This is a genomic window from Streptomyces sp. Wb2n-11 (assembly GCF_001049855.1).
Taxonomy (GTDB): Bacteria; Actinomycetota; Actinomycetes; order Streptomycetales; family Streptomycetaceae; genus Streptomyces; species Streptomyces altiplanensis.
Genome location: NZ_CVPB01000001.1, coordinates 2,372,420 through 2,394,063, shown reverse-complemented (window position 1 = coordinate 2,394,063; position 21,644 = coordinate 2,372,420). Strand labels below are relative to the sequence as shown.

Genomic DNA, 21,644 nt, shown 5'->3' with positions numbered 1-21,644 from the left:
GTCAGGCCCCGTCAGTTTCCGTCGAGCATTCCGGTCCACATCTGCGGGAAGTCGGGCAGTGTCTTGGCGGTGGTCGCCACGTTCTCGATCAGCACGTCCTTGACCGCGAGGCCGATGATCGCGCCCGCGGTCGCCATGCGGTGGTCGTGGTACGTGTGGAAGGTCCCGCCGTGCAGGCGGCGCGGCCGGATGCGCAGGCCGTCCTCGGTCTCGGTGACATCGCCGCCGAGCGCGTTGATCTCCCGGGTGAGGGCGGCCAGCCGGTCGGTCTCGTGCAGCCGCAGATGTGCGACACCGCGCAGTACGGACTCGGAGTCGGCCAGGGCGGCGACCGCCGCGATGCCCGGCGTGAGCTCGCCGACGTCACCGAGGTCCACGTCGATGCCGTGGACCGTGCCGGTACCGGTGAAGGTCAGGCCCTGCTCGGTGAGCTCGCAGGAGCCGCCCATCGCGGTGAAGATCTCGCGCAGCGCGTCGCCCGGCTGGGTGGTGCGCTCGGGCCAGTCGGGGATGGTGACCCGCCCGCCGGTGATCAGGGCGGCGGCGAGGAACGGCTGCGCGTTGGAGAGGTCGGGCTCGACGGTCAGGTCGCGGCCGAGCAGAGCGCCGGGGGAGACCCGCCACACGTTGGGCTCGCCGCCGGACTCGGGGGTGTCCACCTGGGCGCCGACCGCGCGCAGCATGTCGACGGTCATCAGGATGTGCGGCATGGAGGGGAGGGTGGCGCCGGTGTGGCGCACCTCCACGCCCTGGTTGAAGTGCGGGGCGGACAGCAGGAGCGCGCTGACGAACTGCGAGGACGAGGACGCGTCGATCTCGACCGGGCCGCCGTCCAGCGCGCCGTTGCCGTGCACGGTCAGCGGGAGCGCGCCGCGGCCGTCGTCGTCGATACGGGCGCCGAGGGTGCGCAGCGCGTCGATGACGGCGCCGAGCGGGCGTTCGTACGAACGGGGGTCGCCGTCGAAACGGACGGGGCCGTCGGCGAGCGCCGCGACGGGCGGCAGGAAGCGCATCACGGTGCCCGCGTTGCCGACGTCGATCGCGGCCGGGCCGTGCAGCCCCGCCGGGATCACGCGCCAGGCCTCGCCGGAGCCGTCGAGCTCACCCGTGGCGGACGAGCTGGACGACACGGTCTCCTCGATGCCGACGCCCATCGCGCGCAGCGCGTCGGCCATCAGCAGGGTGTCGCGGGAGCGCAGCGGACGGCGCAGCCAGCCGGGTTCGGCGGCGAGGGAGGCCAGGACGAGAGCGCGGTTGGTGACCGATTTCGATCCGGGCACGGTGACGGTCGCGTCGACGGCTTCGCCGGTGTGGGGTGCGGGCCAGAGGGCGGGGTGCACGGAGCTTTCGGTCATGGCCTTCACTTTAATGGCTCGCGGCGGGCCCGGATCTTGATCAAATGCCCTGGGACCGGGGCGTAACTCGATGGTGTGGTGTGCTGGCGGTGCGTGACGGCCCGTGGTCGCGGTCACCCCGGCCGCGGTCACAGGCCGAGCAGCCAGCGCCCGCCGCCCAGCAGGGCGCAGACCGACACCGTGTGGAAGAAGAGCAGCCACACCACGGCCGGTACGTGCGTGAGCCGCGACAGCTGGTCGGCGTCCGAGTCGGGGGCCCCGCCGTGACGGCGCTTGGACTGGAGCTCGAAGGCGGGACGGACACCGCCGACGAGCATGAACCAGACGGCGGCGTACGCGAAGGCGGCCTGGACCTCCGGGGCCGTGAGCCAGGAGACGAGGAGGAAGGCGGCGCCGGTGGCGATCACGGTCAGGGCGCCGTACGCGTTGCGGATCATCACCAGCATCGCCAGCAGCAGGGCCGTCGCTATCCAGAGGAAGAGCGTGATGCGGTCCGCGGCGAGCAGCCAGGCGCCGCCGAGGCCCAGGAGGGAGGGCGCGGTGTAGCCGGCGGCGGCCGTCAGGATCATGCCGATGCCGGTCGGCCTGCCCCGGCTCACGGTCAGGCCGCTCGTGTCGGAGTGGAGGCGGATGCCGTCGAGGCTGCGGCCCGTGAGCAGGGCGACCAGGCCGTGGCCGCCCTCGTGGGCGATGGTGATGGCGTTGCGCGACAGGCGCCACACGGGACGCGGGGCGACGACGGCCAGGGCGAGGAGGGCCGCGGCCGCCACGAGCCACTGCCCCGGATCGGGCTGCGTACCGGAGAGGCGGTCCCACAGATCGCCGAGAGGGGTGCTGTCCATGGTCAGGGCGGCTCCTTGAAGTCGGGAAGTCGTGGCAGTGTGGCATCTATGTGCGGACGGTATGCAGCGAGCCGGAGTGCCGAGGAACTCGTCGGGCTCTTCGATGTGCAGAAGTGGGAGCCCGAGGAGACGCTCGCCCCGGACTGGAACGTGGCTCCGACGAAGGAGGTCCACGCGGTACTGGAGCGTCCTGTGAAGGACGCGGGCGACGAGCGTCCGGTTCGGCAGTTGAGGAAGCTGAAATGGGGGCTCGTGCCCTCATGGGCGAAGTCGCCCGACGGCGGGGCCCGGATGATCAACGCGCGGGCGGAGACGGTGCACGAGAAGCCGTCGTTCCGGCGGCCGTTCGTCTCCCGGCGCTGCATCCTTCCCGCCGACGGTTACTACGAGTGGGTCACCGGCGTGGACGAGCGGCAGCTGGAGGAGCAGGGGAGGAAGAAGCGGCCGCGGAAGCAGCCGTACTTCGTGACCCCGGCGGACGGGTCGGTCATGGCGCTGGCCGGGCTGTACGAGTTCTGGCGCGACCGGACGCTGCCGGACGACCACCCGCAGGCGTGGTGGGCGACGTGCTCGGTCATCACCACCGAGGCGGAGACGTCGCCGCTGGCGGTCGCGCCGGCCTCCGGACCGGGCTCGCTGGCCGACATCCACCCCCGGATGCCGCTGATGCTGACGCCGGACCGGTGGGACGCGTGGCTGGACCCGGCCCGCAGGGACGTCGAGGACGTACGGGCGCTGCTGGCGCCGCCGCCGGGCGGGCTGATGCGGGCGTATCCGGTGAGCACGGCGGTGAGCAGCGTGCGCAACAACGGTCCGGAGCTGCTGGAGGAACTGGCGGCACCGGAGGAGGAAACGCTGTTCTGAGGCGGCGTGGGAAGCGGGCAGGATGGGGCGTGTGACACGGAGCGGGACGGTGGAGACGGCGGTCGGCGAGGCCCGGATCACCTGGGCCGAGGCCGAGGCGCCGTGGATCGTCCTGGCCGTGAGCCACGGCGCCGGGGGCGGCATCGAGGCGCGGGACCTCCAGGGGCTCGCGGCCGCGCTGCCCGCGCGCGGGATCAGTGTCGCCCTGGTGGAGCAGCCCTGGCGGGTGGCCGGGAAGAAGCTCGCGCCCGCTCCCAGGACCCTGGACGCCGGGTGGCGCGGGCTGTGGCCCGCCCTGGAGAAGCCCGGACTGCCGGTCGTCTCCGGCGGGCGCAGCGCCGGGGCGCGCGTCGCGTGCCGGACCGCCGCCGAACTGGGCGCGCGCGCCGTACTCGCGCTGAGCTTCCCGCTCCACCCTCCCGGCCGCCCCGAGAAGTCCCGGGCGGAGGAACTTCTGGGCGCCGGGGTCCCCACTCTGGTCGTACAGGGGGGAAACGATCCCTTCGGGAAGCCCGGGGAGTTCCCGGACGGGGCGTACGACCTGGTGGAAGTGGCGTACGCCGATCACGGGTTCGCCGTGCCGAAGAAGGCCGGGACCACCGGCGGACAGGTCGTGGAAGTGATCACGGACGCCGTCGGGAGCTGGATCGGCGGGCTCCGGGAATGATCTGCGCGAGACCTCTGTTGTTCCGTGCGTCGACATACACCGCACGTACGTGGAGAGGGAGTCCGTCGCATGGGATCGACTATCTGCCCGAGCCGCTCGAACACCGCTGACCTGGAGTGGACGGTGCTCACCGCGGCCAAGACCGCCCCTCGCCGGGCGGCGGACGGGCAGGATCGTCGTCTATCCTCCGTTTCGAGCGGGTCCGCATTCGGCCCCGCCACGGCGTTGGAGGAGGTGGGTCCGGTCACTGGGACCGACACAGGGACCGACGACGGCCAGGCGGCGGAGGAGAGCACCGCCGAGCGCAACGCGCGCTTCGAGCGCGACGCGCTGGGCTTCCTCGACCAGATGTACTCGGCCGCGCTGCGCATGACGCGCAATCCGGCCGACGCGGAGGACCTGGTGCAGGAGACGTACGCCAAGGCGTACGGGTCCTTCCACCAGTTCCGTGAGGGTACGAATCTGAAGGCATGGCTTTACCGCATTCTGACGAATACCTTCATCAACACGTACCGGAAGAAGCAGCGCGAACCGCAGCGCAGCGGTGCCGAGGAGATCGAGGACTGGCAGCTCGCGCGCGCCGAGTCGCACATGTCGACGGGCCTGCGCTCCGCCGAGTCGCAGGCGCTCGACCACCTGCCCGACTCGGACGTCAAGTCCGCGCTGCAGGCGATCCCCGAGGAATTCCGCATCGCGGTCTACCTCGCGGATGTAGAGGGCTTTGCGTACAAGGAGATCGCGGACATCATGGGAACACCCATCGGCACAGTGATGTCCCGGCTGCACCGGGGCCGCCGTCAACTGCGCGGCATGCTCGAGGACTACGCGCGTGACCGCGGGCTGGTCCCGGCGGGTGCCGGGGAGTCGAACGACGGGAAAGGTTCGGGCTCATGAGCTGCGGAGAGCCGCACGAGACTGACTGCTCTGAGGTCCTGGATCATCTCTACGAGTTCCTCGACCACGAGATGCCGGACAGCGACTGCACCAAGTTCGAGGTGCACTTCGGGGAGTGCTCCCCGTGCCTGGAGAAGTACGGCCTGGAGCAGGCCGTGAAGAAGCTGGTGAAGCGCTGCTGCGGCAGTGACGACGTACCGGCCGACCTGCGGGCCAAGGTCATGGGGCGCATCGATCTGATCCGGTCGGGGCAGGCCGTGCCCGAGCAGGACGTGACGGCCACGACGTCCGCCGACCTGCCGGCCGCCGCCAACGAGGCGTAGCCTCTGCCCCGCCCCGGCCGGGCTCCCGCCTCACGAAGCGGCTGATTATCACTCGAAGGTGCTAATCAGCCGCTTCGTCGTCTCCGGCTCCGCTCAACTCGTTAGCGTGACGCACGCATTGTGGCGGGCGGATCCCGGGACAACAGGAGCGAGGCTGGTGAGAGCCCTTTCGATGGCGGCGCGTGCGTACATCCTGTGTGCGCTGCTGGCGGCCGTCTGTTGCGCGCTTCCCGCTCTGCGGCCCGGCGCCGGCATCCCCTGGGGCACCGCGGCACTGCTCGCCGTGCTCCACGCCGCCTGCGAACTGCTCGGGCGCCGGCCGTTCCTCGTCAGCGCGCTGCGGGCCGGCGCGGGGGCCTTCTTCCCCGTGCTGCTCGCCGCCGTACTGCTGCTGCCGCCGCCGGCCGCCGCCCTCGTCGCCGTGCCCGCGGCCCTCGTCGGCCATGTCGAGCGGCGCCCGCGCGCCGTGCGGCGGGCCTGGCGGGCGGCGCAGCTCGCGCTCGCCGCGTGGTCCGCGGCCCATGTCTGCGCGTTCCTCGGCGGCGGTGCGTCGCTGGGCGGGGGCGGGGTGGCCGGGCCGACGCCGGATTTCCCGTACGTCCTGCTGCCCGCCGGGGCCTCCGTCCTCACCTTCTGCCTGGTCCTGACCGCCCTCGACGGCGGCATCCTCGCCACCGCCGAGAGGCTGCCCGTGCGCGCCGCCTGGCGCGGGCTGCTGCTGCGCTCCCTGGCACCGCACGGTGTGCAGGGGCTCGCCGGGCTGATGACGGCGGTGCTCTGGCGCAGTTCGTACGGGCCGCTCGCCGCGCTCTTCGTCCTGCTGCCGATGTACATCTCCTGCTGGGTCTTCGCGCAGTACCACCGCGAGCGCGCCGCCCACCGGGCCACCATCCGCGCCCTCGTGCAGGCGGTCGACATCAAGGACCGGTACACGCGCGGGCACAGCGAACGCGTCGGCCGCGCGTCCGTGATGATCGCCCGCGAGCTCGGCATGGACGAGGACCGCATCGAGGTCCTGCGGTTCGCCGGCATCCTGCACGACGTCGGCAAGCTGGGCGTCCCGACGCGGCTGCTCCGCAAGGACGGGCCGCTCACCCCGAGGAACGCCGCGTCATCGAGCTGCATCCCGAGTACGGGCACGAGATGGTCCGCGGCATCGGCTTCCTCGGGGAGGCGCGGGCGGCGATCCTGCACCATCACGAGCGGCTCGACGGCAGCGGCTATCCCTACGGCCTCGCGGGCGGCCGGATCCCGGAGTTCGCGCGGATCGTCGCCGTCGCGGACGCCTTCGACGCGATGACGTCGACGCGTTCGTACCGGCGGGCGCGGCCGGCGGGGACCGCCCTGCGGGAGCTCGACCGGTGCGCGGGCACGCAGTTCGACCCGCTGATGGTGACTGCGCTGACCCGGGCGCTGGCCCGCCACGGCTGGCACCACCGGGTCACTTCGGACGAACAGTCCGGCCCCGGAGGAAACGTCTCGCCACCGCTCACGGACGACGTGTCCTCCGTCCCCGCCCCGGGCGGGGATCCGGCGTCCACTGTCGCCGCCGCGCCCCGCCACGACCCCGGCCGGCCCGCATGAGCGCCGTCCCGGCCGCCGGGCCCGAGGGGTGTCCCGCGGAGCGTGCCGCATGAGGGGGCGGTGCGGGGCCGCGCGGCCGGCGCCCGCCCTCGGGCTCGTGTACGGCGCCGCCGCCGCGCTCACCGTCTACGCCCTCGGCGACACCCTCTGGTACGGCGTCACCGAACCCGGCGTCGCCCTCGCCTTCGGCGCGCTCGTCACCCTCGGAGAGCTCTTCCGCTGGGGCGTGCGGGGCGGCCCCTCCGCCCTGCCCGCCGAGCGCGAACCCGCCCCGCTCGGCGCCGCCGGAGCCCTCGCCTACGCCCTGCTCGGGCAGAACGCCGGACAGCCCACCGTCCACGGCGTCCCCCAAGTCGTCGCCGTCGTGGTCGCCGCCGCCCTCGCCGGCGCGGTACCGCACGTCGCCGCAGGCCACGGGCACGCTCTCGACCACGTCGCCCGCCGTGTCCTCACCGTCGCGTTCGCCGCCGTCTGCTTCCAGCCGCTCTACAACTGCGGCCTGTGGGGGAAGTGGGTCGGCCACGGCCCGTACCACGCGCTCCTCCTCCTGCTGCTCCTCGCCCTCACCGCCCTCTGCGACGCCGTCCTCGCCGCCGCCATGGCCCGCGCCCGCACCGGTTACCCGTACGGGCCGCTCCTGCGCGACGAGCTGCGGGCGCTCCTCGGGATCGGCTCCGCGGTCTGCGCCACCGGCGCCGTCATGGCGCTCGGGGTCGCCGTCACCGGGCTGTGGGCACTGCCCGTCTTCTGCGTGCCCCTGCTGCTCACCCAGCTGTCCTTCCGCCGGTACGCCGCCGTCCGCACGACGTACCGCCAGACCATCGCCTCGCTCGCCCGCGCCACCGAGATCGCCGGCCACACCCCGCAGGGCCATGCCCACCGCGTCGCGCTGCTCAGCCGCGCGGTGGGGCGTGAGCTGGGGCTTTCCGAGCCCGACCTCACCGTCCTGGAGTACGCGGCCCTGATGCACGACATCGGACAGCTCTCCCTCCTCGACCCGGTCCCGGCCGGGGCCACCGCCTTCCTCCCGCCCGCCGAACAGCGCCGCATCGCGCTCCTGGGCGGGGCCGTCGTACGCCAGACGGGAGTCCCCGCCGAGGTCGCGGTGGTCGTCGAGCGGCAGGCCGACCCGTACCGGGAGCAGTCGCTGCCCGCCCGGATCGTCCGCGCCGTCAATGCATACGACGATTTCTCGGGGGAAAGCGGAGGGGGACTGGGCGGGCCGCTCAGCGCCCTGGAACAGTTGCGCCTCGGCACCTGCCGCGACTATCAGCCCGAGGTCGTGGAATCCCTGGCGCGTGTTCTGTCCCGGGGCGGTCCGGCCCTGTCCCCACCGGGGTAACCCATGGGTAATGAGCGGCCCTGTGACCCGGCATGGTTGGATGCCAAGAAGAGGAAGAAGAGGGTGTCCGGGGGCACTGGACCTTCAACGACCGGCAGGCGGGACAGGCGGGAATCGTGAAGATCTTCGGGAAGGTACGGCACAGGCCGTCCGCCTCGTGGCGGCAGGCCACCGACCGCGCGTTCACGCTGATCGGCGACGGTCGGTACGAGGACGCGGGAGCGCTGCTGACGCGCGCGGCGGACCTCGAACCCTGGCTGTCGGAGTCCTGGTTCAACCTCGCGCTGCTGCACAAGTTCCGGCACGACTGGGAGCAGGCGCGCTCCGCCGGCCTGCGCGCCGTCGCGCTCCTGGACCGGGAGACCGGCGCTCCCGACTGGTGGAACGTCGGCATCGCGGCCACCGCCCTCCAGGACTGGCCGCTGGCCCGCCGCGCCTGGCAGGCGTACGGCCTGAAGGTGCCCGGCGAGCCCACCGAGAGCGGCGAGCCCCACGGCATGGAGCTGGGCAGCGCCGCCGTCCGCCTCTCGCCGGAGGGCGAGGCCGAGGTGGTGTGGGGCCGCAGGCTCGACCCGGCCCGGATAGAGGTGCTCTCGATCCCGCTGCCGTCCTCCGGGCGCCGCTGGGGCGAGGTCGTCCTGCACGACGGCGTACCGCACGGCGAGCGCGTCACCGCCGCGGGCCCGTCGTTCCCCGTCTTCGACGAGATCGAGCTGTGGGCGCCCTCGCCCGTACCCACCTGGGTGGTCCTCCTGGAGGCCGCCACCGAGTCCGACCGGGACGCCCTGGAGCGCCTCGCCGCCGACGCGGGGTTCGCCGCCGAGGACTGGTCGTCGTCCGTACGGCTGCTCTGCCGGGCCTGCTCCGAGTCGCAGATGCCCAGCGACGAGGGCGACGGCGAACACCTCGACCCGCACGACCACAGCGAGCCCGGCCACCCGGGACCGCTCGGACACCGCACGGCCGGCGCCGGTGAGCTGTGGCTGCCGGAGCGCGAGTGCGGCATCGCGGCGCCGGCCGGGCTGGTGCGCGGGCTGCTCGACGGGTGGGTCGCCGACAACCCCGACAGCCGCGAGTGGCGGGATCTCGAAGAAGTCTGCTGAGGGTCCGCCGAAGCCTGCCCGTAGGCTGTACGGGCATCGGATTCGGTATTCGGGGTTTTGAGGAAGGCGTACGGCGGACATGGCGCAGCACGAGACGGACCAGCAGGACATCAACGACGGGTTCGTCGTGGACACGGAGAACACCGAGGAGCGCGAGCAGGCGTACCGCGAGCGCGGTACCGCCCGCCCCATCACCGTCGTCGGGAACCCGGTCCTCCACCGGGAGTGCCAGGACGTCACCGAGTTCGACGACAAGCTCGCGGCGCTGATCGACGACATGTTCGCCAGCCAGCGCGCCGCCGAGGGCGTCGGCCTGGCCGCCAACCAGATCGGCGTCGACCTCAAGGTCTTCGTGTACGACTGCCCGGACGACGACGGCGTGCGCCACGTCGGTGTGGTCTGCAACCCGGTCCTGGAGGAGCTTCCGCAGGAGGGGCGCAACCTCGACGAGGCCAACGAGGGCTGCCTGTCCGTCCCGACGGCGTACGCCGAACTGGCCCGCCCCGACTACGCGGTGGTGCGCGGCCAGGACGCCGAGGGCAACCTGATCAAGGTGCGCGGCACCGGTTACTTCGCGCGGTGCCTCCAGCACGAGACGGACCATCTGTACGGCCGCCTCTACATCGACCGCCTGTCGAAGCGCGACCGCAAGGACGCGCTGAAGCAGATGGCGGAGGGCACGCCGCGTTACGAGACCGTCCCGAACGACTGATCTCTCTCCCCCCGCCGTCGCCGGTGGGGCCGGGCGACTGCCATTGGTCGGACAAATGACCCTGGCAGTCGCCCTGTTGACGTGCGTGCGCGGACACGTCAGTCTCGGGCGTGCCCCGCTCCTGTGCTCCTCGGTATGGAGGTCCCATGTTCCGGCGTACGGCGAGATCCGTCCTCTGTCTTGTCATGCTCATGATTGCCGCGTTGGGTGGTGCGGTCGCCACCGCGGGCACCGCGCACGCCGACGGCTGCTACACCTGGTCCCGCACCCTCTCCCAGGGCGCCACCGGAGCCGACGTCACCCAGCTCCAGATCCGGCTCGGCGGCTACCCGGGCTACGGCGCGGTGCTCGCCGTCGACGGCGACTACGGCCCCGCCACCACCGCCGCCGTCAAGCGCTTCCAGTCCGCCTACGGGCTCTCCTCGGACGGCGTCGCGGGTCCCGCCACCTTCAGCAAGCTCTACGCCCTCCAGGACGACGACTGCACGCCCGTCCACTTCTCGTACGCCGAGCTCAACAACTGCAACGACACCTGGTCCGGCGGAGCGGTGAGCGCCGCCACCGCCAAGTCGAACGCCCTGCGCACCATGTGGAAGCTGGAAGCGCTCCGGCACGCCCTCGGAGACCAGTCCATCCGGGTCACCAGCGGCTTCCGCTCCCATGCCTGCAACGACGCGGTGGGCGGGGCGTCGAGCAGCCGTCACCTGTACGGCGACGCCGCCGACCTCGGCGCCGGCCCGCACTCCCTGTGCACCCTGGCCAAGCAGGCCCGCAACCACGGCTTCAACGGCATCCTCGGCCCCGGCTACCCGGGCCACGGCGACCACACCCACCTGGACCACCGCGCGAGCCGCTTCTGGTCCGCTTCCAGCTGCGGCGTCTCCTGACGGCCCCGCGCGGTCCGCGTCAGCCCGGCACCGCGCGCAGTGCCCCCGGCCGGCGGCCGGTGAGGCGGTCCAGGGCGGCGGCCGTGCTGTCGTCGGCGGGCAGGTGCACGAGGAGGCGCTGGTCGTCGGCGGGCAGTTCGAGCGTCTCGTGCGCCCGCCTCGGCTCGCCTGCCTCGGGGTGGACCAGGCGCGTGATGCCGCTGGACCGGGGAAGCCCCGGCAGGGTGTCCACGCGCCCGGTGAATTCGGGGCCGCCCGTGACGGCCAACTCGTCGGCGAGCTGGGTGACATGGCCGTCCGCCCGGAAGGGGACCCGCTTGAGGGCCGCGGCCTGCTCGTCGGCGACGAGGCCCCGGCCGGGGTACGTGCTGCGTGCCCGGGGGTCGGTGAACACGTAACGGGCCGGGTTCGGCGGACTGCCGTCCAGCAGGCCGACCGGGCCCGCCAGCCGCTCGTACCCCGACGTCCGGGCGAGGACTTCGCTCAGCCGGTTGACCAGCACGGCGGGGGCGGGATCGAGGCGGTCGAGCAGGGCCCGCACGGTGGGGCGCACCGTGCGGACGGGGGAGGCGCCGCCCATGCAGTCGAAACCGGCGTCGGCGCCCTTGACGAGGTGGTGCATGTGGATGCGCTCGCTCGCGGCCAGCCCGAGCGCTTCGGCCAGCGCGGACAGTACCTGCGGGGAGGGGTGGCGATCGCGCCCCTGCTCCGGACGCGTCACGTACTCGACGCTGACGCCCGCGAGCGTGGCCGGCTCCGAGCGGCGCAGACCCGGCGTGCGGCGGCGGGCGCCGGCGGGCAGGCCCACCTCGGCGGGGGTGACGGCTTCGCGGCGGATGCGCAGGAAGAGGCCCAGCTCGTTGTCGCTCACCCGGTGAACGCAACACCGGCCCCCGGCCGGATCGTGGCCCTGTCACTACCGGTCACGGCCCGGCCTTCCTGGTCCTGGATCCGCCCGGCGGATTGACGGACACGACCCCGGAGCGCGGGTCGCCTCCGCACTTCGTACGCCTCGTACGCCGGACAAGGAGCACAGCCGTGCCCAGTGAGACCCTCAGCCTCGCGGTGATCGTCGGAAGCGTCAGGGAGGGCCGGTTCGCCCCGGTGGTCGCCGACTGGTTCGTCGGACAGGCCCGGGAGCACGGCCGGTTCGAGGTGGACCTCGTCGGCCTGGCGGACGCGCCGATCCCGCTGGAGCCGCCGCCCGTGCCGCCGGCGATGGAGCCGGACCTGCCCCGCCCCGCGAGCATGGAGCCCCTCACCCGTCGGCTCGCGGCGGCCGACGCGGTGGTCGTGCTGACGCCGGACTGCAACCGCAGCTTCCCGGCCTCGCTGAAGGCCGCCGTCGACTGGTGCTGCACCGAGTGGCAGGCCAAGCCGGTCGGCTTCGCCGGCTACAGCGGGGCCAGCGGCGGTCTCCTGGCCATCGAACAGCTCCGCCAGGTCTTCAACGAGCTCCACGCCCACACGGTCCGCGACTACGTCTCGTTCCCCCGGTACTACGAGCTCTTCAGCACCGACGGGACCCTGAAGAACCCGGAAGGACCCCACGGCGCCGCGAAGGTCATGCTCGACCAGCTTCTCTGGTGGGGCACGATCCTCCGCGACGCCAGGGGCGACCGCCCGTTCGCGGTCTAGAAGTCGTCGTCGAAGGCGACCGAGCCCTCGACCGCGACCTGGTACGCCGACGGGCGGCGCTCGAAGAAGTTCGTCAGCTCCTGGACGCCCTGGAGCTCCATGAAGGAGAACGGGTTCTGCGAGCCGTACACCGGGGCGAAACCGAGGCGCTCCAGGCGCTGGTCGGCGACGCACTGGAGGTACTCGCGCATCGACTCGGTGTTCATGCCGGGCAGGCCGTCACCGCACAGGTCGCGGCCGAACTGGAGCTCCGCCTCGACGGCCTCCTTCAGCATGTCCGTGACCTGCTGCTGGAGGGCGTCGTCGAAGAGGTCCGGCTCCTCCTTGCGGACGGTGTCCACGACCTCGAACGCGAAGTTCATGTGCATCGTCTCGTCGCGGAACACCCAGTTGGTGCCGGTCGCCAGGCCGTGCAGCAGGCCGCGCGAGCGGAACCAGTAGACGTACGCGAACGCGCCGTAGAAGAACAGTCCCTCGATGCACGCCGCGAAGCAGATCAGGTTCAGCAGGAAGCGGCGGCGGTCGGCCTTCGTCTCCAGGCGCTCGATCTTCTCGACCGAGTCCATCCACTTGAAGCAGAACTGCGCCTTCTCGCGGATCGAGGGAATCTCCTCCACCGCGTCGAACGCCGCCGCGCGGTCGTCCGGGTCGGGGAGGTAGGTGTCCAGCAGCGTCAAGTAGAACTGGACGTGCACGGCCTCCTCGAAGAGCTGGCGCGAGAGGTAGAGGCGCGCCTCGGGGGAGTTGATGTGCTTGTAGAGGGTCAGCACCAGGTTGTTGGAGACGATCGAGTCGCCCGTCGCGAAGAACGCGACCAGCCGGCCGATCATGTGCTGCTCACCGGGCGAGAGCTTCGCGAGGTCGGCGACGTCCGAGTGGAGGTCGACCTCCTCCACCGTCCAGGTGTTCTTGATCGCGTCCCGGTAGCGCTCGTAGAAGTCCGGGTAGCGCATGGGGCGGAGCGTCAGCTCGAAGCCCGGGTCGAGAAGGTTCTTGTCGGGGTTGGTCGACATTACTGGCACGCCTCGCAGGACTCGGGGTTCTCAAGGGAGCAGGCGATCGCGTCCGCGTCGGGCGCGGTGGCCTGCTGTACGGGGATGGGGGTGGCGGGCGCCGCGGCCGTCGCGCCGGAGCCGGCGGCCCGGGCGATGCGGGTCGCGGGGCGCGAGCGCAGGTAGTACGTCGTCTTCAGCCCCTTCTTCCAGGCGTACGCGTACATCGAGGAGAGCTTCCCGATGGTCGGCGTCTCCAGGAAGAGGTTCAGGGACTGCGACTGGTCGAGGTACGGCGTACGGGCCGCCGCCATGTCGATCAGGCCGCGCTGCGGGATCTCCCACGCGGTGCGGTAGAGCGTCCGCACCTCCTCGGGGATCCAGCTGAAGCCCTGCACCGAGCCGCTGGACTCGCGCAGCGCCTCGCGGGACTGGGCGTCCCAGACACCGAGCTTCTTCAGGTCCTCCACCAGGTAGGCGTTGACCTGGAGGAACTCACCGCTGAGCGTCTCGCGCTTGAAGAGATTGGAGACCTGCGGCTCGATGCACTCGTACACGCCCGCGATGGACGCGATGGTCGCGGTCGGAGCGATCGCGAGGAGTAGGGAGTTGCGCATTCCGGTCTTGGCGACACGGGCGCGCAGCGCGTCCCACCGCTCGGGCCAGGTGACCTCGACGCCGTAGTGGTCGGGGTGCAGGACGCCGCGCGCCGCGCGGGTCTTCTCCCAGGCCGGGAGCGGGCCGCTGACCTCGGCGAGGTCGCAGGACGCCTCGTACGCGGCGAGCATGATGCGCTCGGCGATCCTCGTGGAGAGGGCGAGGGCCTCGGGGGAGTCGAAGGGCAGACGCAGTTTGAAGAAGACGTCCTGGAGACCCATCGCGCCCAGGCCCACCGGACGCCACTTGGCGTTGGAGCGGCCTGCCTGCTCGGTCGGGTAGAAGTTGATGTCGACGACGCGGTCGAGGAACGTGACGGCCGTACGGACGGTCTCGTCCAGGCGCTCCCAGTCGATGTCGCCGTTCCCGGTCACGAACGAACCGAGGTTGACCGAGCCGAGGTTGCAGACGGCCGTCTCCCCGTCGTCCGTGACCTCCAGGATCTCGGTGCACAGGTTCGAGGAGTGGACCACCGAGCCGGGCTCCGCCGTCTGGTTCGCCGTACGGTTCGACGCGTCCTTGAACGTCATCCAGCCGTTGCCGGTCTGCGCCAGGGTGCGCATCATCCGTCCGTACAGCTGGCGCGCGGGAATCGTCGTACGGGCCAGGCCGTCCGCCTCTGCCTTGCGGTACGCCCGGTCGAACGCGTCGCCCCACAGGTCGACGAGCTCGGGGACGTCGGAGGGCGAGAACAGCGACCAGTCGGTGTCCGCGTCGACGCGGCGCATGAACTCGTCGGGGATCCAGTGCGCGAGGTTCAGGTTGTGCGTACGCCGCGCCTCCTCGCCCGTGTTGTCGCGCAGCTCCAGGAACTCCTCGATGTCCGCGTGCCACGTCTCCAGGTAGACGCAGGCCGCGCCCTTGCGCCGGCCGCCCTGGTTCACGGCGGCGACGGACGAGTCGAGGGTGCGCAGGAAGGGGACGATGCCGTTGGAGTGGCCGTTGGTGCCGCGGATCAGGGAGCCGCGGGCGCGGATGCGGGAGTACGAGAGGCCGATGCCGCCCGCGTGCTTGGAGAGGCGCGCGACCTCGTGGTAGCGGCCGTAGATCGAGTCGAGCTCGTCGAGCGGCGAGTCCAGCAGGTAGCAGGAGGACATCTGCGGGTGGCGCGTACCGGAGTTGAAGAGCGTCGGCGAGGACGGCAGGTAGTCCAGGCGGCTCATCAGGCGGTACAGCGCGGCGACCTCGTCGGCGGCCGCGGGGGAGCCGTCCTTGGCCAGACCGGACGCCACGCGCAGCATGAAGTGCTGCGGGGTCTCGATCACCTGTCGGGTGATCGGGTGGCGCAGGAGGTAGCGGCTGTAGACCGTGCGCAGGCCGAAGTAGCCGAAGCGGTCGTCGGCGGCCGGGTCGACCAGCGCGTCGAGGCGGGCCGCGTGGGCGGACACGAACTCGGCCGTACGGTCGGCGATCAGGCCCTCGCGGTGGCCGACGGAGACCGACTCGGAGAAGGTGCGGACGCCCTGCGTAGCCGCCTCGTCCCGGATCGTGCGGGTCAGCAGCCGGGCCGCGAGGCGGGAGTACGCCGGGTCCTCGGAGATCAGCCCGGCGGCGGCGTCGGTGGCGAGTCCCCGCAACTCGGCCGCGTCCGACGCCGCGTTGCGGCCGCGCAGGGCGGCCGCGGCGACTCTGCCCGGGTCGGTGTCGGGGAGGTCGGCGGTCAGGTCGGTGAGGGTCCGCAGGAGCGCGGTCCCGGGGCCGTCGGGCGACTGCGCCGACTCCGTTGAACCCGTCGGCTCCGTGGCAGTTGCCGGATCGGCTGGCGCGATGGTCACGGGGTGCTCTCCCTCGCTCGGCTCGGGGCCGGCGGGGAACGGGGGGCGTACGGGCACACGTCACCCCTGAGGGCGGCACACCGCGTAGCGTCCACCGGCCCAACCGCGAGGCCCGGACGTGTCGGTATCCGGTTCGGTCGAGCCGGATACGCCGTCGGCAGGTCCTCGGACTCCTGGGTGCGCAAAAGCGCACCGATCACACCGTTGCGGGACAGTTCCGGATTCGCACCGGATTCCCCTGCGGCGACAGCGAGCACGAGCATACATGTGGGGGCCGTTGGATGATGCGGCCCCCACATGTTGTGTCACCCGGGAAGTGTGAGGGCGGCTGTCACAGCGCTCCGCTATCGTCGTGAGCACAAGGAGGTACGCCCCATGGCAGCGACCGCCGACCGGCCCCACCTGTTCCCCGAAGAGTTCGACGAGGCCACGCGCATACTGGCCCGCACGACCGAGGGCGTGCGGCTGGAACTCATCGACGGGAGGCTGAGGAGCAGGGTTGTGCCGGACGGGGACCACGGACGGATCATCGAGTGGCTGACGCGCATCTGTATGCAGTCGCGGCCCGAGCTGTGGCTCTATCCCGACCAGGGACTGAAGGTGCAGGCATACCGGAAGGGCCGCGCCCGGCCCGACGGTTCTCTCGCGCCCAGCGGCGCCTTCGTCGGGCAGGGGGAGTGGGCCGATCCCGATTCCGTGCTGATGGCCGTCGAGGTCACCTCGTACGACACCGACACCGACACCGACCAGCGCGACCGGGTGGAGAAGCCCCGCGCCTACGCCGAGACCGGCATCCCGGTCTACCTGCTCATCGACCGGGACGCCTGCGAGGTGACGGTCTACAGCGAGCCCGACGGAGTCCGGTACGAGAACGCGCACATCGTCCCGTTCGGCAAGCCCGTGGCGCTGCCCGGCCCGGTGGGGATCACCCTGGAGACCGAAGCGCTGAAGGAGTGGGTGCGCTGACGACGACGGGCCGCCGCGCCCCCCGAAGGGGACGCGGCGGCCCGTGGAAATCGCTCAGCAGCAGCGGAAGCCCTCGCGGGGGTCCGCCTCCCGGGCGTCCGTGCGGCTGCGTTCGAACGCGCGCCGGGACATGACCGGCGCCTCGGGGTCGCAGGACCTCGCGTGCGCCACGTACCGGTCGTACGTCGCCTCGCCGGTCAGTTCGCGGACGTACCAGCGGATCCGGCCCGCCGCGCGGCGCACGCCCGTCAGGGTCATTCGGGGGTCCCCGCGCCGGCCGCCGCGGCCTCCTTGCGGGTGCCGCCCTCCGGACCGACGCCGGCCGCGGCCAGTTCGGCCTTCTCCTCCTTGGTCGCGATGATCGAGGCGGGGGCGACGAGCCTGGACTCGACGTACGGCGCCTCATGGAGCTTGACGCTCTCGGGGGCGCGGACGGCCTTGAGGCAGACCCGGCCGGCGTCCGCGAGCACCACGACGATGAGGACCGCGAAGAGCGCGCACAGCACGCCGTCGACCGTCGAGTTGGTGACGACGGTGTGCATCTGGTCCATGTTCTTGGCGGGCGGCAGCACCTGGCCCGAGTCGATGCCCGCCTGGTACTTGTCGCGCTGGGCGAAGAAGCCGACCTTCACGTCGTCCGAGAAGATCTTCTGCCAGCTGGCGGTGAGCGTGACCGCCACGTCCCAGGCGAGCGGCACTCCGGTGACCCACGCCCACTTCAGGCGGCCGGACTTGACGAGCAGCACGGTGCAGACGGCGAGGGCGACGGCGGCCAGCAGCTGGTTCGCGATGCCGAACAGCGGGAAGAGCTGGTTGATGCCGCCCAGCGGGTCGTGCACGCCGACCCACAGGAAGTAGCCCCAGCCGCCGACCACGACCGCGCTGGCGAACCAGACGCCCGGCTTCCAGCTGACCTCGCGGAACGGCTTGTAGACGTTGCCCAGCATGTCCTGGAGCATGAAGCGCCCGACGCGGGTGCCCGCGTCCACCGTCGTGAGGATGAACAGCGCTTCGAACATGATCGCGAAGTGGTACCAGAACGCCTTCATCGCGGTGCCGCCGACGACCGCGGAGAAGATCTCCGACATGCCGAGCGCAAAGGTCGGCGCGCCGCCGGTGCGCGAGAGCAGGCTCTGCTCCTCGACGTCCTTCGCCGCCTGGGCCAGGGCCTCCGGGGATATGGAGAAGCCGAGGTTGGTCACCGCTTCGGACGCCGCCCGGACGCTGTCCCCGACCACGCCGACCGGCGAGTTGATGGCGAAGTACAGGCCCGGGTCGATGATGCACGCCGTGATCATCGCCATCACCGCGACGAACGACTCGGTCAGCATCGCGCCGTAGCCGATCATCCGGATCTGCGTCTCCTTCTGGACCATCTTCGGGGTGGTGCCCGAGGAGACCAGGGAGTGGAAGCCGGAGAGCGCGCCGCAGGCGATGGTGATGAAGACGAACGGGAACATCGAGCCGGCGAAGACCGGTCCCGTGCCACTGGTCGCGAAGTCGGTGACCGCGGGCATCTTCATCGTCGGCAGCGCGATGAAGACGCCGAGGGCGAGCAGCCCGATGGTGCCGACCTTCATGAAGGTGGAGAGGTAGTCGCGCGGGGCCAGCAGCAGCCACACCGGCAGGACCGAGGCGAGGAAGCCGTACACGATCATCCAGATGACGAGCGTGCCCGGCTCCAGCGTGAACGTGTCCGCCCATGAGGACTCCGCGACCCAGCCGCCCGAGACGATCGCGAGCAGCAGCAGCACGACGCCGATGACGGAGACCTCGCTGACCCGGCCGGGGCGCAGGACGCGCAGGTAGACGCCCATGAAGAGGGCGATCGGGATGGTCATGCCGATGGAGAACACGCCCCACGGCGAGTGCGCGAGCGCGTTCACGATGACCAGGGCGAGCACCGCGAGCAGGATGATCATGATGGCGAAGACCGCGACCAGGGCGGCCGCGCCGCCGAACGGCCCGATCTCGTCGCGCGCCATCTGGCCGAGCGAACGGCCGTCGCGGCGGGTGGAGAAGAAGAGCGTCACCATGTCCTGGACGGCGCCGGCGAGGATGACGCCGACGATGATCCATATCGTGCCGGGCAGGTAGCCCATCTGCGCGGCGAGTACGGGGCCGACCAGCGGGCCCGCGCCCGCGATGGCCGCGAAGTGGTGGCCGAACAGCACGCGGCGGTCGGTGGGGTGGAAGTCGACACCGTTGTCGAGCCGTTCGGCGGGGGTGGCCCGGTTCTTGTCGACCTTCAGGACGCGGTGGGCGATGAAGCGCGAGTAGAAGCGGTACGCGATGGCGTACGAGCCGAGGGCCGCCGCCAGCATCCAGGCGGCGGAGACCTCTTCACCGCGCGAGAGGGCGAGCACGGCCCAGGCGATGGCGCCGACGAGGGCCACGGCGCCCCATACGGCGATGGACTTCGGGGACAGGGCCCGTTGCCTCTCGGCTGGCGATGTCGACTCCGGCATGACGATCCGTCCCCTCGCGCGATCTCTACTCGTAACGTGCGCGAAATCTAGGTGCTGTGACCGCCGTCCGTAACCCCCTGTCCGCATATCGGTACGGACACGGCCCGACCACCGCAGGTCAGAGCCGTACCAGAACGCCGCCCGGACGGCGGCCGCCGTGTCAGTCCGTCGGCCGCTTCAGATTGGCCACGAACTTGTAGCGGTCGCCGCGGTAGACCGAGCGCACCCACTCCACCGGCTCGCCGTTCCCGTCGATCGAGTGCCGGGACAGCATCAGCATCGGCAGGCCCACGTCCGTACCGAGCAGCCCGGCCTCGCGCGGGGTGGCCAGCGAGGTCTCGATCGTCTCCTCGGCCTCGGCGAGGTGGACGCCGTACACCTCCGCCAGCGCCGTGTAGAGCGACGTGTACTTGACGAGCGAGCGGCGCAGGGCCGGGAAGCGCTTCGCCGACAGGTGCGTCGTCTCGATCGCCATCGGCTCACCGCTCGCGAGCCGCAGCCGCTCGATCCGCAGGACCCGCCCGCCCGTGCTGATGTCGAGCAGTCCGGCGAGGGTGTCGTCGGCGGTGACGTAACCGATGTCGAGGAGCTGGGAGGTGGGCTCCAGGCCCTGCGCCCGCATGTCCTCGGTGTACGAGGTGAGTTGCAGCGCCTGTGAGACCTTCGGCTTGGCCACGAAGGTGCCCTTGCCCTGGATCCGCTCCAGGCGGCCCTCGACGACCAGCTCCTGGAGCGCCTGGCGCACCGTCGTGCGCGACGTGTCGAACTCGGCGGCCAGGGTCCGCTCCGGCGGTACCGGGGTCCCGGGCGGCAGGGTTTCGGTCATGTCCAGCAAATGCCGCTTGAGCCGGTAGTACTTGGGCACGCGCGCGGTACGTGCCGGCGCTGTGCCCTCGGTCTCCGTGCCGCCCCCGTCCGTGGCCATGCCCCGCCTTCCCGACTTCTGTGCTGCTGCCGTCACCGGCTCCTCCGACTGTCGCGGCTCACATGGTGGCACGGCCTCGTCACGGGGCGACGCCCTTCCTCAGGTGTCGGTCCGATAACGGACGCGAGAGCCCTTCTTATACACCCTTGACACCCCTAAAGGTCTAGGCCAAGCTCCCGGTACTGGTCTAAACCATTAAAGACCAGAACCCGACCCCGGGCAGTACATCGGCGTAAGTCTTCGCGGTGGGCAGGGGGTTGCAGGCATCCCTGAGGAGTGATGGCGTGAAGCGCAAGCTCGTCGCGGCGATAGGCGTCGCGGGCATGATGGTCGGCATTGCCGCGTGCGGTTCGGACGACGGCGGCTCCGGCGGCAAGTCGTCCGGAGACGGCAAGTCGGTCACGGTCTGGGTGATGGACGGTTCGGCTCCCGACGACTGGATGGCCGGTGTCAACAAGGAGTTCGAGGCCAAGCACCCGGGTGTCAAGGTCAAGGTCGAGAAGCAGCAGTGGAACGGCATCCAGGAGAAGCTGACCACGGCCCTCTCCGAGGACACCCCGCCGGACGTCGTGGAGCTCGGCAACACCCAGACCGCCGGTTACGCGGTCACCGGCGGCCTCGCCGACCTCACCGACGACAAGGCCGACCTCGGCTACGAGGGCTGGAACAAGGGGATGGTCCCCGCGGCCGAGCTGGACGGCAAGCTCTACGCCGCCCCGTGGTACGCCGCCAGCCGCGCGGTCATCTACGACAAGAAGATCTTCAAGAAGGCGGGCGTCAAGCCGCCGAAGACGCGCGACGAGTGGGTCGCCGGCCTGGAGAAGATCAAGAAGTCCGACAGCAAGATCCAGCCGCTCTACCTGCCGGGTCAGAGCTGGTACGTCTACGCCGGTTTCGTGTGGGACGAGGGCGGCGACCTGGCGGCCCGGGACGGCGAGCAGTGGAAGGGCGCCCTGTCCTCCCCCGAGGCGGCCTCCGCCATGAACTTCTACAAGAAGCTCCAGTCGTTCTCCACGGCTCCGAAGGACAAGGACGAGGCGACGCCGCAGCAGTCGACCGACATCGTCCCCAAGGGCGGTGTCGCGTCCTGGATCGGTCTCGGCTGGGAGGCCGGCGGCGCGATCGCCGCCATCGAGAAGGCGGGCGACAAGGCCGACTTCGGCTACTTCCCGATCCCGGGCAAGACCGCCGACAAGCCGGGCAGCGTCTTCCTCGGCGGCTCGAACCTGGCCGTCGCCGAGCGCTCGCAGAACAAGGACCTGGCCAAGGAGTGGCTGGCCCTCGCCGCCGGCAAGGACCAGATGGCGAAGTACGCGAAGGCCACCGCCGGCGCGCTGCTGCCGAACAACGACGCGGCCCAGTTCGAGCCGGAGGCCGGTTCGTTCGCCGAGGCCATGGCGAAGTCCGCGTCCGTCGGCGAGGTCACGCCCGTCACGCCGGGCTGGGCGAACGTCGAGACCGAGCCGAACCCGATCAAGGACTACATGACGAAGGTCCTGAAGGGCGAGGACGCCAAGAAGGCCGGTGAAGCGGCCGACAAGGTCATCACCGAGCGTCTCGGCCAGGAGTAGCCGTATCCCGTGGTGCGGCCGGCGGCCACCCGTCGCCGACCGCACCACCCGGGCATGCAGCGACGGCGGCCCCGCGTGG

At 71.4% G+C, this 21,644-nt stretch carries 19 protein-coding genes, 1 pseudogene and 1 riboswitch; of the genes and pseudogenes, 12 read left to right on the top strand and 8 right to left on the bottom strand.

Features of this window, described 5'->3' with window-relative positions:
- Positions 1-11 precede the first annotated feature (11 nt).
- Entirely contained in the window at positions 12-1,355 is a 1,344-nt protein-coding gene (aroA, locus tag BN1555_RS10560; protein ID WP_093799139.1) for a 3-phosphoshikimate 1-carboxyvinyltransferase, read from the bottom strand.
- A 128-nt stretch (positions 1,356-1,483) separates the two neighbouring features.
- A complete protein-coding gene (locus BN1555_RS10555; RefSeq protein WP_093799138.1) occupies positions 1,484-2,197 on the bottom strand; it encodes a M50 family metallopeptidase in 714 nt (237 codons plus the stop codon).
- Between the two features lie 48 nt (positions 2,198-2,245).
- Between BN1555_RS10555 and BN1555_RS10550 the strand changes: the two genes are divergently transcribed.
- The 9 genes and pseudogenes from BN1555_RS10550 (at position 2,246) to BN1555_RS10510 (ending at position 10,573) form a co-directional block, all read left to right on the top strand.
- Positions 2,246-3,061, top strand: coding sequence for an SOS response-associated peptidase (locus BN1555_RS10550; protein ID WP_093799137.1), 816 nt, complete (start codon positions 2,246-2,248; stop codon positions 3,059-3,061).
- A gap of 31 nt (positions 3,062-3,092) precedes the next feature.
- On the top strand, positions 3,093-3,728 hold the full coding sequence (locus tag BN1555_RS10545; RefSeq protein ID WP_255305978.1) for an alpha/beta hydrolase family protein: 636 nt from the start codon (positions 3,093-3,095) through the stop codon (positions 3,726-3,728).
- A gap of 234 nt (positions 3,729-3,962) precedes the next feature.
- Complete coding sequence (locus BN1555_RS10540; RefSeq protein WP_167518243.1) at positions 3,963-4,622, top strand: sigma-70 family RNA polymerase sigma factor; 660 nt, start codon at positions 3,963-3,965, stop codon at positions 4,620-4,622.
- The gene (rsrA, locus tag BN1555_RS10535; protein ID WP_093799134.1) at positions 4,619-4,945 is read left to right on the top strand and encodes a mycothiol system anti-sigma-R factor; all 327 of its coding nucleotides are present in this window, start codon (positions 4,619-4,621) and stop codon (positions 4,943-4,945) included. Before BN1555_RS10540 ends, rsrA begins: the two co-directional genes overlap by 4 nt.
- 172 nt (positions 4,946-5,117) lie before the next feature.
- Positions 5,118-6,529, top strand: a pseudogene (locus BN1555_RS10530) (HD-GYP domain-containing protein).
- 49 nt (positions 6,530-6,578) lie between these two features.
- Entirely contained in the window at positions 6,579-7,871 is a 1,293-nt protein-coding gene (locus BN1555_RS10525) for an HD domain-containing protein (protein WP_093799133.1), read from the top strand.
- Between the two features lie 116 nt (positions 7,872-7,987).
- Entirely contained in the window at positions 7,988-8,974 is a 987-nt protein-coding gene (locus tag BN1555_RS10520) for a tetratricopeptide repeat protein (protein WP_093803323.1), read from the top strand.
- Positions 8,975-9,053: 79 nt separating this feature from the next.
- Positions 9,054-9,686, top strand: a complete 633-nt coding sequence (def, locus tag BN1555_RS10515; RefSeq protein ID WP_093799132.1) for a peptide deformylase — start codon at positions 9,054-9,056, stop codon at positions 9,684-9,686.
- A gap of 146 nt (positions 9,687-9,832) precedes the next feature.
- The gene (locus BN1555_RS10510; protein WP_093799131.1) at positions 9,833-10,573 is read left to right on the top strand and encodes a D-Ala-D-Ala carboxypeptidase family metallohydrolase; all 741 of its coding nucleotides are present in this window, start codon (positions 9,833-9,835) and stop codon (positions 10,571-10,573) included.
- Positions 10,574-10,592: 19 nt separating this feature from the next.
- Here the strand turns inward: BN1555_RS10510 and BN1555_RS10505 are convergent, their stop codons facing one another.
- On the bottom strand, positions 10,593-11,444 hold the full coding sequence (locus BN1555_RS10505) for an MmyB family transcriptional regulator (protein ID WP_093799130.1): 852 nt from the start codon (positions 11,442-11,444) through the stop codon (positions 10,593-10,595).
- A 167-nt stretch (positions 11,445-11,611) separates the two neighbouring features.
- Between BN1555_RS10505 and BN1555_RS10500 the strand changes: the two genes are divergently transcribed.
- A complete protein-coding gene (locus BN1555_RS10500; RefSeq protein ID WP_093799129.1) occupies positions 11,612-12,211 on the top strand; it encodes an NADPH-dependent FMN reductase in 600 nt (199 codons plus the stop codon).
- Here BN1555_RS10500 and BN1555_RS10495 read toward each other — a convergent pair.
- A complete protein-coding gene (locus BN1555_RS10495; protein ID WP_176710014.1) occupies positions 12,208-13,224 on the bottom strand; it encodes a ribonucleotide-diphosphate reductase subunit beta in 1,017 nt (338 codons plus the stop codon). The two genes, BN1555_RS10500 and BN1555_RS10495, sit on opposite strands and share 4 nt — an antisense overlap.
- A complete protein-coding gene (locus BN1555_RS10490) occupies positions 13,224-15,635 on the bottom strand; it encodes a ribonucleoside-diphosphate reductase subunit alpha (protein WP_093799127.1) in 2,412 nt (803 codons plus the stop codon). Before BN1555_RS10490 ends, BN1555_RS10495 begins: the two co-directional genes overlap by 1 nt.
- 138 nt (positions 15,636-15,773) lie before the next feature.
- Positions 15,774-15,915, bottom strand: a riboswitch (cobalamin riboswitch).
- A gap of 95 nt (positions 15,916-16,010) precedes the next feature.
- Here BN1555_RS10490 and BN1555_RS10485 point away from each other — a divergent pair.
- Positions 16,011-16,601: a Uma2 family endonuclease gene (locus tag BN1555_RS10485; protein ID WP_093799126.1), complete on the top strand. Its 591-nt coding sequence runs from the start codon at positions 16,011-16,013 to the stop codon at positions 16,599-16,601.
- Between the two features lie 54 nt (positions 16,602-16,655).
- Here the strand turns inward: BN1555_RS10485 and BN1555_RS10480 are convergent, their stop codons facing one another.
- The 3 genes from BN1555_RS10480 to BN1555_RS10470 form a co-directional block, all read right to left on the bottom strand.
- Positions 16,656-16,859, bottom strand: coding sequence for a YbdD/YjiX family protein (locus tag BN1555_RS10480; protein ID WP_093799125.1), 204 nt, complete (start codon positions 16,857-16,859; stop codon positions 16,656-16,658).
- Positions 16,856-19,069, bottom strand: a complete 2,214-nt coding sequence (locus tag BN1555_RS10475; protein WP_093799124.1) for a carbon starvation CstA family protein — start codon at positions 19,067-19,069, stop codon at positions 16,856-16,858. The genes BN1555_RS10480 and BN1555_RS10475 overlap by 4 nt, the downstream gene beginning before the upstream one ends.
- Before the next feature lie 160 nt (positions 19,070-19,229).
- Entirely contained in the window at positions 19,230-19,994 is a 765-nt protein-coding gene (locus BN1555_RS10470; RefSeq protein WP_093799123.1) for a GntR family transcriptional regulator, read from the bottom strand.
- 284 nt (positions 19,995-20,278) lie between these two features.
- Between BN1555_RS10470 and BN1555_RS10465 the strand changes: the two genes are divergently transcribed.
- Positions 20,279-21,565, top strand: coding sequence for an extracellular solute-binding protein (locus BN1555_RS10465; protein ID WP_093799122.1), 1,287 nt, complete (start codon positions 20,279-20,281; stop codon positions 21,563-21,565).
- Positions 21,566-21,644: the final 79 nt, after the last annotated feature.